Source organism: Lentilactobacillus sp. SPB1-3 (assembly GCF_026913205.2).
Taxonomy (GTDB): Bacteria; Bacillota; Bacilli; order Lactobacillales; family Lactobacillaceae; genus Lentilactobacillus; species Lentilactobacillus terminaliae.
Map to the genome: position 1 here is coordinate 541,324 of NZ_CP168151.1, position 13,097 is coordinate 554,420.

Annotated in this window: 24 protein-coding genes; 23 read left to right on the plus strand and 1 reads right to left on the minus strand. The window is 39.6% G+C overall.

What is annotated here, in order from left to right; translation table 11 throughout:
* Nucleotides 1-54: 54 nt before the first annotated feature.
* Nucleotides 55-741, minus strand: a complete 687-nt coding sequence (locus O0236_RS02595) for a prepilin peptidase (RefSeq protein WP_372791597.1) — start codon at nucleotides 739-741, stop codon at nucleotides 55-57.
* A gap of 240 nt (nucleotides 742-981) precedes the next feature.
* Here O0236_RS02595 and rpsL point away from each other — a divergent pair, with 240 nt between their 5' ends.
* The 23 genes from rpsL to rpmD all read left to right on the plus strand — a co-directional run bounded on the left by rpsL (nucleotide 982) and on the right by rpmD (nucleotide 13,084).
* Nucleotides 982-1,395 (plus strand): 30S ribosomal protein S12, encoded by a 414-nt coding sequence (gene rpsL / locus O0236_RS02600; protein WP_125008333.1) that lies wholly within the window; start codon nucleotides 982-984, stop codon nucleotides 1,393-1,395.
* Between the two features lie 54 nt (nucleotides 1,396-1,449).
* Nucleotides 1,450-1,920 (plus strand): 30S ribosomal protein S7, encoded by a 471-nt coding sequence (rpsG, locus tag O0236_RS02605; RefSeq protein WP_268912619.1) that lies wholly within the window; start codon nucleotides 1,450-1,452, stop codon nucleotides 1,918-1,920.
* Nucleotides 1,921-2,011: 91 nt separating this feature from the next.
* Entirely contained in the window at nucleotides 2,012-4,114 is a 2,103-nt protein-coding gene (fusA, locus tag O0236_RS02610) for an elongation factor G (protein WP_268912620.1), read from the plus strand.
* Between the two features lie 275 nt (nucleotides 4,115-4,389).
* Nucleotides 4,390-4,698 carry a 30S ribosomal protein S10 gene (gene rpsJ / locus O0236_RS02615; RefSeq protein WP_035168163.1) on the plus strand — a complete coding sequence of 103 codons (309 nt, stop codon included), beginning with the start codon at nucleotides 4,390-4,392 and terminating at the stop codon, nucleotides 4,696-4,698.
* 28 nt (nucleotides 4,699-4,726) lie between these two features.
* Nucleotides 4,727-5,359, plus strand: a complete 633-nt coding sequence (gene rplC / locus O0236_RS02620) for a 50S ribosomal protein L3 (RefSeq protein WP_268912621.1) — start codon at nucleotides 4,727-4,729, stop codon at nucleotides 5,357-5,359.
* Between the two features lie 20 nt (nucleotides 5,360-5,379).
* The gene (gene rplD, locus O0236_RS02625) at nucleotides 5,380-6,003 is read left to right on the plus strand and encodes a 50S ribosomal protein L4 (protein WP_268912622.1); all 624 of its coding nucleotides are present in this window, start codon (nucleotides 5,380-5,382) and stop codon (nucleotides 6,001-6,003) included.
* Nucleotides 6,003-6,290, plus strand: a complete 288-nt coding sequence (gene rplW, locus O0236_RS02630) for a 50S ribosomal protein L23 (protein WP_125008328.1) — start codon at nucleotides 6,003-6,005, stop codon at nucleotides 6,288-6,290. The genes rplD and rplW overlap by 1 nt, the downstream gene beginning before the upstream one ends.
* A gap of 28 nt (nucleotides 6,291-6,318) precedes the next feature.
* Nucleotides 6,319-7,158 (plus strand): 50S ribosomal protein L2, encoded by an 840-nt coding sequence (rplB, locus tag O0236_RS02635; RefSeq protein ID WP_268912623.1) that lies wholly within the window; start codon nucleotides 6,319-6,321, stop codon nucleotides 7,156-7,158.
* A 40-nt stretch (nucleotides 7,159-7,198) separates the two neighbouring features.
* A complete protein-coding gene (rpsS, locus tag O0236_RS02640) occupies nucleotides 7,199-7,474 on the plus strand; it encodes a 30S ribosomal protein S19 (RefSeq protein WP_268912624.1) in 276 nt (91 codons plus the stop codon).
* A 17-nt stretch (nucleotides 7,475-7,491) separates the two neighbouring features.
* Nucleotides 7,492-7,848, plus strand: a complete 357-nt coding sequence (rplV, locus tag O0236_RS02645; RefSeq protein WP_125008326.1) for a 50S ribosomal protein L22 — start codon at nucleotides 7,492-7,494, stop codon at nucleotides 7,846-7,848.
* A 3-nt stretch (nucleotides 7,849-7,851) separates the two neighbouring features.
* Nucleotides 7,852-8,517, plus strand: coding sequence for a 30S ribosomal protein S3 (gene rpsC, locus O0236_RS02650; protein WP_268912625.1), 666 nt, complete (start codon nucleotides 7,852-7,854; stop codon nucleotides 8,515-8,517).
* Between the two features lie 2 nt (nucleotides 8,518-8,519).
* Nucleotides 8,520-8,954 carry a 50S ribosomal protein L16 gene (gene rplP / locus O0236_RS02655; RefSeq protein ID WP_125008325.1) on the plus strand — a complete coding sequence of 145 codons (435 nt, stop codon included), beginning with the start codon at nucleotides 8,520-8,522 and terminating at the stop codon, nucleotides 8,952-8,954.
* Nucleotides 8,944-9,138, plus strand: coding sequence for a 50S ribosomal protein L29 (gene rpmC, locus O0236_RS02660; RefSeq protein WP_125008324.1), 195 nt, complete (start codon nucleotides 8,944-8,946; stop codon nucleotides 9,136-9,138). Before rplP ends, rpmC begins: the two co-directional genes overlap by 11 nt.
* A 26-nt stretch (nucleotides 9,139-9,164) precedes the next feature.
* Nucleotides 9,165-9,431, plus strand: a complete 267-nt coding sequence (rpsQ, locus tag O0236_RS02665; RefSeq protein ID WP_268912626.1) for a 30S ribosomal protein S17 — start codon at nucleotides 9,165-9,167, stop codon at nucleotides 9,429-9,431.
* A 61-nt stretch (nucleotides 9,432-9,492) separates the two neighbouring features.
* Nucleotides 9,493-9,861 carry a 50S ribosomal protein L14 gene (gene rplN / locus O0236_RS02670; RefSeq protein WP_268912627.1) on the plus strand — a complete coding sequence of 123 codons (369 nt, stop codon included), beginning with the start codon at nucleotides 9,493-9,495 and terminating at the stop codon, nucleotides 9,859-9,861.
* Nucleotides 9,862-9,892: 31 nt separating this feature from the next.
* Nucleotides 9,893-10,201, plus strand: a complete 309-nt coding sequence (rplX, locus tag O0236_RS02675) for a 50S ribosomal protein L24 (RefSeq protein ID WP_125008322.1) — start codon at nucleotides 9,893-9,895, stop codon at nucleotides 10,199-10,201.
* Nucleotides 10,202-10,230: 29 nt separating this feature from the next.
* Nucleotides 10,231-10,773 carry a 50S ribosomal protein L5 gene (gene rplE, locus O0236_RS02680; RefSeq protein WP_125008321.1) on the plus strand — a complete coding sequence of 181 codons (543 nt, stop codon included), beginning with the start codon at nucleotides 10,231-10,233 and terminating at the stop codon, nucleotides 10,771-10,773.
* A 15-nt stretch (nucleotides 10,774-10,788) separates the two neighbouring features.
* Nucleotides 10,789-10,974, plus strand: coding sequence for a type Z 30S ribosomal protein S14 (locus O0236_RS02685; RefSeq protein ID WP_268912628.1), 186 nt, complete (start codon nucleotides 10,789-10,791; stop codon nucleotides 10,972-10,974).
* A 27-nt stretch (nucleotides 10,975-11,001) separates the two neighbouring features.
* Entirely contained in the window at nucleotides 11,002-11,400 is a 399-nt protein-coding gene (gene rpsH / locus O0236_RS02690) for a 30S ribosomal protein S8 (protein ID WP_268912629.1), read from the plus strand.
* Between the two features lie 30 nt (nucleotides 11,401-11,430).
* Nucleotides 11,431-11,970: a 50S ribosomal protein L6 gene (gene rplF, locus O0236_RS02695; protein ID WP_268912630.1), complete on the plus strand. Its 540-nt coding sequence runs from the start codon at nucleotides 11,431-11,433 to the stop codon at nucleotides 11,968-11,970.
* A 27-nt stretch (nucleotides 11,971-11,997) separates the two neighbouring features.
* Nucleotides 11,998-12,360 carry a 50S ribosomal protein L18 gene (rplR, locus tag O0236_RS02700; RefSeq protein ID WP_329608902.1) on the plus strand — a complete coding sequence of 121 codons (363 nt, stop codon included), beginning with the start codon at nucleotides 11,998-12,000 and terminating at the stop codon, nucleotides 12,358-12,360.
* Between the two features lie 21 nt (nucleotides 12,361-12,381).
* Nucleotides 12,382-12,885 carry a 30S ribosomal protein S5 gene (gene rpsE / locus O0236_RS02705; RefSeq protein ID WP_268912632.1) on the plus strand — a complete coding sequence of 168 codons (504 nt, stop codon included), beginning with the start codon at nucleotides 12,382-12,384 and terminating at the stop codon, nucleotides 12,883-12,885.
* 13 nt (nucleotides 12,886-12,898) lie between these two features.
* Nucleotides 12,899-13,084 (plus strand): 50S ribosomal protein L30, encoded by a 186-nt coding sequence (gene rpmD, locus O0236_RS02710; protein ID WP_268912633.1) that lies wholly within the window; start codon nucleotides 12,899-12,901, stop codon nucleotides 13,082-13,084.
* The last annotated feature ends 13 nt before the right edge of the window (nucleotides 13,085-13,097 follow it).

A 13,097-nucleotide genomic window follows, 5' to 3' on the forward strand; every position in this document is an offset into this window, starting at 1 on the left:
AGTGCTTCTTAAAAAAGGTATCGAGTTAATCTCGATACCTTTTTTGTTTGGTTTTTATTTTATGAAACAATGGAATAGATGACTGATCCAGTAAGCGAATGCTAGAAAAGGTATGAAAGCCAGCTTCATTTGATAATTGTTATGGATTAGAAGGTAAAATAAAGCCATGACGCATGCTATAAAAACCACGATAATGGTGGAATTGACTCCAATTAATATAACTAAGGCACCACAAAATTCTATATCGGCATTGCCGATGGACTTTTCTTGATGATTTATTAGCAGTAAAACAAGTGTTAGTACAATGGTTATTACGAGATATAGAAGCCTAGGGTGTCCAAGGATGATGCAAATCACACTAAAAAATATTAAGAAACAACGACTGACCTGCGTATCCTCTAAATCATCTAAACTGAGATATAACATGTTTATGCCTATTACTATTTCATCGAGCGGGGAGGGCTGAAATGCTGCAATCACAAATAAACAACCTAGAAAAATCTCTGAAATAAAACTTGTCCGATCTATCAATTCATGACAATGTTTACATTTACCTTTTAAAAAGATGTAACTGAATATCGGAATCAACTCTATAAATTCCAAGTAGTTTTTACAGTTGTCACAGTGAGATTTGGGATAAATTATTGATTCACTACGATGACTCCGAACGGTAACTACAGATAAAAAAGATGCTGATGAACTGCCCAGCATAAATAAAATTATTAAGTAAAAAACATTCATGTAAAGTCCCTCCGTTAGTTAATTACGGAAGAAAACAAAAATGTATTCTATATTGACATAAATCAATCCACATGATAAATTATACAAGGTGCTTTTTGTAACAGGTTTCTGAATTGATCAGACATGCTGACTGTTCTGGCAAAAAGTGTTGGGCGGTACACATTCTTTTTTACATAAAAAAGAACCGCCTGGATGTGTGGACTATACTATAAATGATATTTGTGAAAGGAGACTTTTTAGATGCCTACAATTAACCAATTGGTTCGTAAAGGACGTAAATCTAGAAGTTCTAAATCAGATGCACCAGCTTTAAACTATGCTTATAACTCTTACAAGAAGAAGCAAGTTAACGTACCTGCTCCTCAAAAGCGTGGGGTTGCTACCCGTGTCGGTACTATGACACCAAAGAAGCCTAACTCTGCTTTACGTAAGTATGCTCGTGTTCGTCTATCAAACTTGATCGAAGTTACTGCTTATATTCCAGGTATTGGACACAACTTGCAAGAACATAGTGTTGTTCTTATTCGTGGAGGCCGTGTTAAAGATTTACCTGGTGTTCGTTATCACGTTATTCGTGGTGCCCTCGATACTGCCGGTGTTACAGATCGTCGTAAGAGTCGTTCTAAATACGGTACAAAGAAGCCTAAAGAATAATATCTATTCGATTAATTCAAATTAAGTTCTATCTATTAATAGGAGGATAACGAAATGCCTAGAAAAGGAAATGTTCAAAAGAGAGAAGTACTTCCAGATCCAATGTACAACTCTAAATTGGTTACTCGCTTGATTAACCGTATGATGTTAGACGGTAAGCGAGGAACTTCTGCAAAGATTCTATATGCAGCGTTCGATATGATTAAAGAAGAAACTGGTAACGAACCAGTTGAAGTGTTTGAAGAAGCTATGAAGAACGTTATGCCTGTACTTGAAGTTAAGGCACGTCGTGTTGGTGGATCAAACTACCAAGTTCCAATCGAAGTTCGTCCAGATCGTCGTACTACACTTGGTCTTCGTTGGATCGTTAACTATGCTCGTCTTCGTGGCGAACATACTATGACTGAACGTCTTGCACGTGAAATCATGGATGCTGCTAACAATACTGGTGCAGCTGTTAAGAAACGTGAAGATACTCATAAGATGGCTGAAGCCAACCGTGCATTCGCACATTACCGTTGGTAATAATCACATACCATTGCTAATATTTTTTAGGACGGCGGTCGCTAGGCCGTTTTTCCTGTAAATACGCACGATTTTCGAAAGGAGTTACACAATGGCAAACAAACGAGAGTTTCCGCTAGAAAGAACTCGTAACATCGGTATCATGGCGCATATCGATGCTGGTAAAACAACAACTACTGAACGCATCTTGTACTATACCGGTAAAATTCACAAAATTGGTGAAACCCATGACGGTGCTTCACAAATGGACTGGATGGACCAAGAACAAGAACGTGGTATCACTATTACATCTGCCGCAACAACTGCTGCATGGAAAGACCACCGTATCAACATTATTGATACCCCAGGACACGTGGACTTCACTATTGAAGTTGAACGTTCACTTCGTGTTCTTGATGGTGCCGTAGCTGTTCTTGATGCACAAGCTGGTGTCGAACCTCAAACTGAAACTGTTTGGCGTCAAGCATCAGATTACAGTGTTCCAAGAATTGTTTTTGCAAACAAGATGGACAAGATGGGTGCTGACTTTGACTTTTCTGTTCAATCACTTCGTGACCGTTTACAAGCTAACGCTTTGGCAATTCAAATGCCTATCGGTGCTGAAGATGACTTTGAAGGAGTTATTGACCTTGTTGAAATGAAGGCTGATATCTACGACGAAGACGAACTTGGTTCAGAATGGGATACTGTTGATATTCCTGATGAATACAAAGAAGAAGCTGAAAAGCGTCGTGCACAAATGTTAGAACAATTAGCTGACATTGACGATGACATTATGGAAAAGTACTTGGATGGTAAGGAAATTTCAGAAGATGAAATTAAAGCTGCTATCCGTAAGGGTACTTTAAGCTTGGAATTGTTCCCAGTTCTTGCTGGTTCAGCATTTAAGAACAAGGGTGTTCAAATGATGCTTGATGCAGTTGTTGATTACTTGCCATCACCATTAGATGTTAAGCCATACAACGCTACTGATCCTACAACTGATGAAACAGTTGAATTGGTTGCCGGTGACGACAAACCATTCGCTGCCTTAGCATTTAAGGTTGCTACTGATCCTTTCGTTGGTCGTTTAACATTTATCCGTGTATATCAAGGTACTCTTGAATCAGGATCATATGTTCTTAACTCAACTAAGGACAAACGTGAACGTGTTGGTCGTTTGCTACAAATGCATTCAAACCAACGTCAAGAAATTCCTGAAGTATTCTCAGGTGATATTGCCGCTGCCATTGGTTTGAAGAATACCACTACTGGTGATTCTTTAACTGATCCAGATCATCCACTTCACTTGGAATCAATGGAATTCCCTGACCCAGTTATCCAGGTAGCCGTTGAACCTAAGTCAAAGGCTGACCAAGATAAGATGGATGTTGCTCTTCAAAAGCTTGCTGAAGAAGATCCTTCATTCCATGCTGAAACTAACCCTGAAACTGGTGAAACTATTATCGCCGGAATGGGTGAACTTCATTTGGATATCATCGTTGACCGTATGAAACGTGAATTTAACGTTGAAGCTACTATCGGTGCTCCACAAGTTTCTTATCGTGAAGCCTTCACTAAGGATGTTCAAGCTCAAGGTAAGTTTGTTCGTCAATCTGGTGGTAAAGGTCAATATGGTGATGTTTGGGTTGAATTCTCACCTAACGAAGAAGGAAAAGGATTCGAGTTCGAAGATGCCATCGTTGGTGGTGTTGTTCCTCGTGAATACATTCCTTCAGTTGAACAAGGTTTGAGAGAAGCTATGAACAATGGTGTTCTTGCCGGATATCCATTGGTAGACTTGAAAGCCAAATTGTATGATGGTAGTTACCATGATGTCGATTCTAGTGAAGCTGCCTTTAAGGTTGCTGCTTCAATCGCATTGCGTGAAGCTGCTAAGAAAGCTGCTCCAGTTATTCTTGAACCAATCATGAAGGTTGAAGTTCGTGTACCAGAAGAGTACATGGGTGATATCATGGGTCAAATTACTGCACGTCGTGGTCGTGTTGAAGGTATGGAAGCTGTTGCTGGTTCAGAAGAAATTCATGCTTTTGTTCCTCTTTCAGAAATGTTTGGTTATGCAACTACTTTACGTTCTGCATCACAAGGTCGTGGTACATTTACTATGACATTTGATCATTACGAAGCAGTTCCTAAGAGCATTCAAGAAGAAATCATCAAGAAGAATGGCGGAAACGCATCTTCAGAAGATTAATTTTTCTAAAACGATGGGCTTTGTGCCCATCGTTTTTTATTTGCGATGACAAAAATATTACAAATTGTATTTTATCAATAATAAGCCTTGTCAGAAGGCAGGTTTTCTTGTACACTATTCAAGTAATTGTTTTTAACGGGTTACTATGCTCAAAAAATGATACATGATAGCTTTGATGTGAAAGGTTGCGACACACCCGGATGCTTTGCCATGGATGCGGCGGTAATTTTCACGGAGTTAGTCATATTTTTAAAATAGACGAAGGAGGGAACACAATGGCAAAACAAAAGATTCGTATTCGCTTAAAGGCATATGAACATCGTATTTTAGATCAATCAGCAGAAAAGATCGTTGCTACGGCAGAAAGAACTGGAGCTACAATTTCAGGTCCAATTCCATTGCCAACAGAACGTACTATCTATACTGTTTTAAGTTCACCACATAAGTTTAAAGATGCTCGTGAACAATTTGAAATCTTGACGCATAAGCGTTTAATCGATATTACAAATCCAACACCAAAGACAGTTGACTCATTAATGAAGCTTGACTTACCTAGTGGTGTGGATATTGAAATTAAGCTATAAAAATTATATTTAAATTGGAGGTGTACTCATGACCAAAAAAGGAATCTTAGGAAAGAAAGTTGGAATGACCCAAGTATTCACAGACAATGGTGAATTAGTTCCCGTTACAGTTGTTGAAGTTAGTCCTAACGTTGTTATGCAAGTTAAGACTGCCGAAACTGACGGTTACGATGCTATTCAATTGGGTTATGCAGACAAACGCGCTGTGCTTGCAAACAATCCAGCAGAAGGTCATGCAAAGAAGGCAAAAACTACTCCTAAGCGCTTCATGAAAGAAATCAGAGATGTTGAGCTAGGAGATTACGAATTATCAGGTGAAGTTAAGGCTGACATCTTTGAACCAGGAGACATCGTTGATGTAACTGGTATTACTAAGGGTCATGGATACCAAGGTAACGTTCATAAAGATGGTCAACGTCGTGGACCTGAAACTCATGGTTCTCGTTATCACCGTCGTCCAGGTTCATTAGGACCAATCATTAACCGTGTTGCACCAGGTATGAAACTTCCAGGTAGAATGGGTAACAAGACTGTTACTATTCAAAACCTTGAAGTTGTTCGCACTGATGTAGACAACAATGTGATCTTGATCAAAGGTAACGTACCTGGAGCAAACAAGTCATACATTACAATTAAGACCGCTGCCCGCGGTACAAAATAATTGAAGGGAGGCAACCATAAATGACTGATGTAGCATTATATAAACAAGATGGAAGTAAGAACGGTAATGTTTCATTAAACGACGCTATCTTTGGTATTGAACCAAACGAAAACGTAGTTTTTGATACAATCTTAATGCAACGTGCTTCAATGCGCCAAGGAACTCACGCTGTTAAGAACCGTTCAGCCGTTCGCGGTGGTGGTAAGAAGCCATGGCGTCAAAAAGGTACTGGTAGAGCTCGTCAAGGATCAATTCGTTCACCACAATGGCGTGGCGGTGGAATTGTCTTTGGACCTACTCCACGTTCATACGCATACCATTTACCACGTAAAGTAACTCGTTTGGCATTGAAGTCAGTATTATCTGCAAAAGTTGCAGATGACAAATTCTTAGTTCTTGATGCTCTTGCATTTGATGCACCAAAGACAAAGGAATTCGCTGAAATGTTAAACAAGTTGGAAGTTGCAACTAAGACATTGGTAGTTTTGGAAGACGACAACGAAAAAGCATTGTTATCTGCTCGCAATCTTAAAAACGTTAAAGTCGTTCCTGCAAAGGGAGTTAACGTACTTGATGTTGCTAACAGCGACAAAGTCGTTATTACAAAAGCTGCCCTTTCTCAAGTAGAGGAGGTGCTCGCATAATGGAATCACGTGATATTATTTTACGTCCCGTTATTACCGAAGAATCAACAAGTAAGATGGATGACAAAAAGTACACTTTCGACGTTGATGTACGAGCAACTAAGACCCAAGTGAAAAAAGCTATCGAAGATATTTTTGATGTTAAGGTTACTAAAGTTAACATTATGAATGTTAAAGGTAAGGAAAAACGCCAAGGTAGATACGTTGGATTCACTAAAAAGCGTCGTAAAGCAATCGTTAAGTTAACTGACGATTCAAAAGAAATTCAATTATTCGGTGAAGAATAAAAAATACTTAATATAGGAGGGAAACATCTTGGGTATTAAGACATACAAGCCAACCAGTAATGGTAGACGTAACATGACTAGTCTTGACTACAGTGATATCACTAAGTCAAAACCTGAAAAGTCATTGCTTGAATCAAAGAGCAAGACTGCTGGCCGTAACAACTATGGTCATATGACTGTTCGTCACCGTGGTGGCGGAAATAAGAATCAATATCGTATTATTGATTTCAAACGTAATAAAGATGATATTACAGCTACTGTAAAAGCTATTGAATATGATCCAAACAGAACTGCTAACATTGCCCTTATCGTGTATGAAGATGGTATCAAAGCATACATCATCGCACCTAAAGGCTTGAAGGTAGGAGACAAAGTTGAATCAGGTCCTAATGCAGATATTAAGACTGGTAACACATTGCCACTTACTAACATTCCAGTTGGTTCAATTATTCATAACATCGAGCTTAAGCCTGGTAAGGGTGGACAACTTGTTCGTTCTGCTGGTACATCAGCTCAATTATTAGGTCGTGACGGTAAATACGTTCTTGTTAGATTATCATCAGGTGAAGTTCGTATGATTCTTTCTGTTAACCGTGCCACAATTGGTGCAGTTGGTAATGAAGAACATGAACTTGTTAATGTTGGTAAAGCTGGACGTACTCGTTACAAGGGCCAACGTCCACACGTTCGTGGATCTGTAATGAACCCTAACGATCACCCTCATGGTGGTGGTGAAGGTAAAGCTCCAGTTGGTCTTCCATCACCATTATCACCATGGGGTAAGAAGACAGTTGGTAAGAAGACTCGTTCTAAGAAGGCACGTTCAGATAAATTTATCGTTCGTCGTCGTAAAGGATCGAAGATGTAATAATTAGCATTTAATGCATGTCAACAGAGGAGGTCACAAAATGAGTCGTAGCTTAAAAAAGGGACCATTCGCTGACGAGCACCTACTTAAGAAGGTTGATGCTCAGAAGGACCAAGAAAAGAAGTCTGTAATTAAGACTTGGTCTCGTCGTTCAACGATTTTCCCAAGTTTTATTGGATATACATTCGCAGTTTATGATGGACGTAAACATGTCCCAGTGTATGTTCAAGAAGACATGGTTGGTCATAAACTCGGTGAGTTTGTTCCAACACGTACTTTCCATGGTCACAGTGGTGACGATAAGAAAACTAAGTAAAGCAAGGAGGATAACTAATGGCTGAACAAGTTACATCAGCACAAGCAACTGCTAAAACTGTTCGTATTGCCGCTCGTAAGGTCCGCCTTGTAGTTGATCTTATTAGAGGCAAGAATGTTGCTGAAGCAGCAGCTATCTTGGACTTCACACCTCGTGGAGCTTCACCAGTAGTAGCAAAAGTTTTAAAGTCTGCCGTTGCTAATGCAGAAAACAATTTTGATTTAGACAGTGACAACTTGTATGTAAGTGAAGTCTTTGTCAACGAAGGACCTACGCTTAAGCGTTTCCGTCCTCGTGCCAAAGGATCTGCTTCACCAATCAACAAACGTACTAGTCACATTACGATCGTAGTTTCAGAAAAAGAGGAGGGATAACACGTGGGACAAAAAATTAATCCTAATGGATTCCGAGTAGGTGTTATTCGCGACTGGGAAGCTAAATGGTACGCTGATAAAGAATATGCAGCATACTTGCGTGAAGACCTACAAATCCGTAAATTTATTGAAAAGCGTCTTGCTAGTGCATCAGTTTCAACTGTTGAAATTGAACGTGCTGCAAACCGGGTTAACGTTTCTATCCATACTGCCAAACCAGGAATGGTTATTGGTAAGGGTGGTTCAGAAGTTGAAAACCTTCGTAAAGAACTTAACAGCCTAACAGGCAAGAGAGTTCACATCAACATCATCGAAATCAAGAAACCTGATTTAGATGCTAAATTAGTTGGTGAAAACATTGCTCGTCAACTTGAAGGTCGTGTGGCTTTCCGTCGTGCAATGCGTCAAGCAATGCAAAGAACAATGCGTTCTGGTGCAAAAGGTATTAAGACTCAATCAGCTGGTCGTTTGAACGGTGCCGACATGGCTCGTATCGAAACTTACTCAGATGGTACAGTTCCTTTGCATACACTTAGAGCTGACATTGACTATGCATGGGTAGAAGCTCACACAACATACGGTTCAATCGGAGTTAAAACTTGGATCTACCGTGGTGAAATTCTTCCTGCAAAAAAGAACAACGAGAATGATGACAAAGGAGGGAAATAAACATGTTAGTACCAAAACGTGTTAAGCATCGTCGTGAACATCGTGGTAAGCTCCGTGGGCAAGCCAAAGGTGGTAAGCAAGTAAGCTTCGGCGATTACGGTTTGCAAGCTTTGGATTCAAAATGGATCACAAACAGACAAATCGAAGCCGCTCGTATAGCAATGACTCGTTATATGAAGCGTGGTGGAAAAGTTTGGATTAAGATTTTCCCTCACAAGTCATATACCGAAAAGGGTGTCGGAGTTCGAATGGGTAATGGTAAAGGTACACCTGCTGGATGGGTTGCACCTGTAAAGCGGGGCAAGGTACTTTTTGAAGTCGGTGGCGTTACTGAAGAAGTCGCTAACGAAGCATTAAGACTTGCATCAATGAAACTTCCCGTTAGAACTAAGATTTTAAAACGTGAGGAAGTAGGTGGCGAATCCAATGAAGGCTAAAGAAATTAATGAATTAACCACTGCTCAAATGATCGAAAAAGAACAAGATTACAAAGACGAATTATTCAATCTTCGTTTCCAATTGGCCACTGGTCAACTTGAAAACACTGCTCGTCTAAAGCAAGTTCGTAAGAACATTGCTCGTATCAAGACAGCACTTCGTCAACAAGAACTTAACAAGTAGAATACGATAAAGGAGGTAACTGTTTAATGGCTGAAGAACGCAACCAACGTAAGGTATACCAAGGACGAGTAGTTTCTGCTAAGAGTGATAAGACTATTACTGTCGTTGTTGAAACATACAAGACTCACCCTGTATACGGTAAGCGCGTTAAGTATTCTAAGAAATACACTGCTCATGATGAAAACAATGAAGCAAAGGTTAATGATGTTGTACGTATTATGGAAACTCGTCCATTATCTAAGACAAAGCGTTTCCGTCTACTAGACATTGTTGAAAAAGCGGTTATTATTTAATACAAATTTTTATCATTTTTTATCGTGTTCTGATCTTAAAAAATGAAGGGAGGATATACCTTTGATTCAACAAGAAAGCCGTTTAAAAGTTGCTGACAACTCAGGCGCAAGAGAAATTTTAACAATCAAGGTCTTAGGTGGCTCAACTAGAAGATATGCCGGAATCGGTGATACTATCGTTGCTACTGTTAAACAAGCAACGCCAGGTGGCGTTGTCAAAAAAGGTGACGTTGTTAAAGCAGTTGTTGTCCGTACAAAGGCAGTTACACGTCGTACCGACGGTTCATACATCCGTTTCGACGAAAATGCTGCTGTATTGATTCGTGATGATAAAAGCCCTCAAGGTACTCGTATCTTTGGCCCGGTTGCTCGTGAATTGCGTGATCACAACTTCATGAAGATCGTTTCATTGGCCCCAGAAGTACTTTAATTTCAACCCAAGGATATAAGGAGGTGCCGTTATGTTCATTAAAACTGGTGACAAAGTTCGAGTTATTAGTGGTAAGGACAAAGGTAAAGAAGGAACAGTTAAAAAGACTATTGCTTCAAAAGACCGTGTTATCGTCGAAGGCGTTAACATGATTAAGAAACATGCCAAAGCTTCAACTACCAACCCACAAGGTGGAATCGTTGATACTGAAGCCGCTATTCATGTTTCAAACGTAATGCTTATTGATCCATCTACCAATGAACCAACTCGTGTTGGTTTCAAAATTGAAGATGGTAAAAAGGTTCGTTTTTCTAAGAAATCACAAAAAGCAATCGATTAATTTATAAGCGAAAGGAGGATACCTTTTAAATGTCAAGTCGTTTACGAGAAAAATTTGATAGTGAAATCAAATCACACATGATGGAAAAATTCAATTACAGCTCAACTATGCAAGCTCCAAAGATTGAGAAGATTGTGTTGAACATGGGTGTTGGTGATGCAGTTACTAACGCCAAGAACTTGGATGAAGCAGTTGCAGAACTTGCTTTGATCTCAGGTCAAAAGCCATTAGTTACAAAAGCTAAGAAATCTATTGCCGGTTTCAGACTCCGTGAAGGAATGTCAATCGGTGCCAAAGTTACCCTTCGTGGTGACAGAATGTACGATTTCTTGGACAAGTTGATCAATGTATCATTGCCACGTGTTCGTGACTTCCATGGTGTTAGTAACCGTGCCTTTGATGGCCGTGGTAACTATACCTTAGGTGTTAGAGAACAATTGATTTTCCCTGAAATTGATTACGATGATGTTAACCGTGTTAGAGGTTTAGACATTGTAGTCGTAACTACAGCAAATACTGATGAAGAATCACGTGAATTGTTGACTCAATTCGGTATGCCATTTGCCAAATAATGAGGAGGTTTCACATTGGCTAAAAAATCATTAATTGTAAAAAGTGAACGCCCTGCTAAATTCTCAACTCAAAACTACACACGTTGCGAACGATGCGGACGACCTCATTCAGTTTACAAAAAATTCCATTTATGCCGTTTGTGTGTCCGTGAACTTGCCCATGCGGGTCAAATTCCAGGCATGAAAAAAGCTAGCTGGTAATATTTTAAAAAAGGAGGTTGTACGTTAATGTCTATGACTGACCCAATTGCAGACTTTTTAACTCGCATTCGTAATGCAAACATGGTTTACCATGAAACAGTTGAAGTTCCTGCATCAAAGATTAAACGTGATATCGCAGAAATCCTTAAACGAGAAGGTTTCATTCGCGATGTTGAATATATTGAAGATGATAAACAAGGCGTGATCCGCGTATTTCTTAAATACGGTAAGGACAAGCAACGTGTTATCACAGGTTTAAAGAGAATTTCAAAGCCCGGTTTACGTTCATACGTCAAGGCTGATTCAGTTCCTAAGGTCCTTAACGGTCTTGGAATCGCAATCATTTCTACTTCAAATGGAGTTGTAACTGACAAAGAAGCTCGCGCTCAAAAAGTCGGTGGAGAAGTATTAGCTTACATTTGGTAAAAATTTCAAAAAATTGGAGGTGTAATTTCAATGAGTCGTATTGGTTATAAAACTGTTACTATTCCTGAAGGTGTAGAAATTAAATCTGAAGGGAATGTCGTAACTGTTAAAGGTTCTAAAGGATCTTTGACCCGTGAACTTTCATCTGATATTAAGATGAACGTTAACGGAAACGAAGTTACCTTTGAACCAATTGGTGCATACAACAACCGTGTTCGTGCCCTTCATGGTACAACACGTGCAAACTTCAACAACATGGTTGAAGGTGTTACAAACGGATTTGCAAAGACCCTTAAGCTTGTCGGTGTTGGATACCGTGCTCAATTGAAAGGAAAGACATTAACTCTTAATGTTGGTTATTCTAACCCGGTTGACATGACCGTTCCTGAAGATTTGACTGTTGAAGTTCCTGACAACACTACTATTAAGATTAGTGGTATCAACAAGCAACACGTTGGTGACTTAGCTGCCGATATTCGTGCCGTTCGTTCACCAGAACCATACAAGGGTAAAGGTATTCGTTATGAAAATGAACACATTATCCGTAAAGAAGGAAAGACTGGTAAGTAATACTTACTAGTTCAAATTAAATTTGAGGTGACTATTTTGATTTCTAAACCAGATAAGAACAAGAACCGGAAACGTCGTCATAGTCGTGTCCGTAGTAAAATTTCTGGTACTGCCGAGCGCCCACGCTTAAATGTTTTCCGTTCAAACAAAAACATCTACGCTCAAGTAATTGATGACGTAGAGGGTGTAACGCTTGTTAGTGCCTCAACACTTGATACTGCAGACAGTGGAAACAAGACTGAACAAGCAGCTAGTGTTGGTAAGTTAGTAGCAGAACGTGCTAACGAAAAGAACATTAAGAATGTTGTTTTTGATCGTGGAGGATACATCTACCATGGTCGTGTTCAAGCTCTTGCAGATGCTGCTCGTGAAAATGGACTAGAATTTTAAAAAAAGGAGGAATAACCGCACATGAAGAAGTTTATTGATCCAGATAAGTTAGAGCTTGAAGATACTGTCGTTTCAATCAACCGGATCACAAAGGTTGTTAAAGGTGGACGTCGTCTTCGTTTCGCAGCTTTGGTTGTTGTTGGCGACAAACAAGGTCATGTTGGATTTGGTACTGGTAAAGCTCAAGAAGTTCCTGAAGCTATTCGTAAAGCTGTCGAAGCCGCTCGCAAGAACTTGATTGAGGTTCCGATTGTTGGTACAACAATTCCTCATGAAATTATTGGAACTTTCGGTGGTGGTAGAATTTTACTTAAGCCTGCTGCTGAAGGTTCTGGAGTTGCTGCTGGTGGTGCCGTACGTAATGTTATGGAACTTGCTGGTATCGACGATGTTACAAGTAAGCGTTTGGGATCAAACACTCCGGTCAATGTTATTAGAGCCACTTTTGAAGGCTTGAAAGCTTTGAGAAATGCTGATGAAGTTTCAGCTTTACGTGGTGTTTCAGCCCAACATTTAGCTGAATAAGGAGGTTATTGTAATGGCTCAATTAAAGGTTACATTAATTCGTAGTGCTGCACATCGCCTCCCAAAGCAACGTAAAATTGTGAAGGCTCTTGGATTAAACAGAGTTAACAGCTCAGTTGTAAAGCCCGACAATGAAGCAACTCGGGGTGCACTTTTCCAAATTGCACACTTAATTGATGTAGAAGAAGTTAAAGATTAATTATTATTTTGTA

Bases quoted from the DNA above. Each gene is read 5' to 3' on its own strand.
- O0236_RS02595 (WP_372791597.1), bottom strand. From the start codon at position 741: ATGAATGTTTTTTACTTAATAATTTTATTTATGCTGGGCAGTTCATCA.
- rpsL (WP_125008333.1), top strand. From the start codon at position 982: ATGCCTACAATTAACCAATTGGTTCGTAAAGGACGTAAATCTAGAAGT.
- rpsG (WP_268912619.1), top strand. From the start codon at position 1,450: ATGCCTAGAAAAGGAAATGTTCAAAAGAGAGAAGTACTTCCAGATCCA.
- fusA (WP_268912620.1), top strand. From the start codon at position 2,012: ATGGCAAACAAACGAGAGTTTCCGCTAGAAAGAACTCGTAACATCGGT.
- rpsJ (WP_035168163.1), top strand. From the start codon at position 4,390: ATGGCAAAACAAAAGATTCGTATTCGCTTAAAGGCATATGAACATCGT.
- rplC (WP_268912621.1), top strand. From the start codon at position 4,727: ATGACCAAAAAAGGAATCTTAGGAAAGAAAGTTGGAATGACCCAAGTA.
- rplD (WP_268912622.1), top strand. From the start codon at position 5,380: ATGACTGATGTAGCATTATATAAACAAGATGGAAGTAAGAACGGTAAT.
- rplW (WP_125008328.1), top strand. From the start codon at position 6,003: ATGGAATCACGTGATATTATTTTACGTCCCGTTATTACCGAAGAATCA.
- rpsS (WP_268912624.1), top strand. From the start codon at position 7,199: ATGAGTCGTAGCTTAAAAAAGGGACCATTCGCTGACGAGCACCTACTT.
- rplV (WP_125008326.1), top strand. From the start codon at position 7,492: ATGGCTGAACAAGTTACATCAGCACAAGCAACTGCTAAAACTGTTCGT.
- rplP (WP_125008325.1), top strand. From the start codon at position 8,520: ATGTTAGTACCAAAACGTGTTAAGCATCGTCGTGAACATCGTGGTAAG.
- rpmC (WP_125008324.1), top strand. From the start codon at position 8,944: ATGAAGGCTAAAGAAATTAATGAATTAACCACTGCTCAAATGATCGAA.
- rpsQ (WP_268912626.1), top strand. From the start codon at position 9,165: ATGGCTGAAGAACGCAACCAACGTAAGGTATACCAAGGACGAGTAGTT.
- rplX (WP_125008322.1), top strand. From the start codon at position 9,893: ATGTTCATTAAAACTGGTGACAAAGTTCGAGTTATTAGTGGTAAGGAC.
- rplE (WP_125008321.1), top strand. From the start codon at position 10,231: ATGTCAAGTCGTTTACGAGAAAAATTTGATAGTGAAATCAAATCACAC.
- rpsH (WP_268912629.1), top strand. From the start codon at position 11,002: ATGTCTATGACTGACCCAATTGCAGACTTTTTAACTCGCATTCGTAAT.
- rplF (WP_268912630.1), top strand. From the start codon at position 11,431: ATGAGTCGTATTGGTTATAAAACTGTTACTATTCCTGAAGGTGTAGAA.
- rpsE (WP_268912632.1), top strand. From the start codon at position 12,382: ATGAAGAAGTTTATTGATCCAGATAAGTTAGAGCTTGAAGATACTGTC.
- rpmD (WP_268912633.1), top strand. From the start codon at position 12,899: ATGGCTCAATTAAAGGTTACATTAATTCGTAGTGCTGCACATCGCCTC.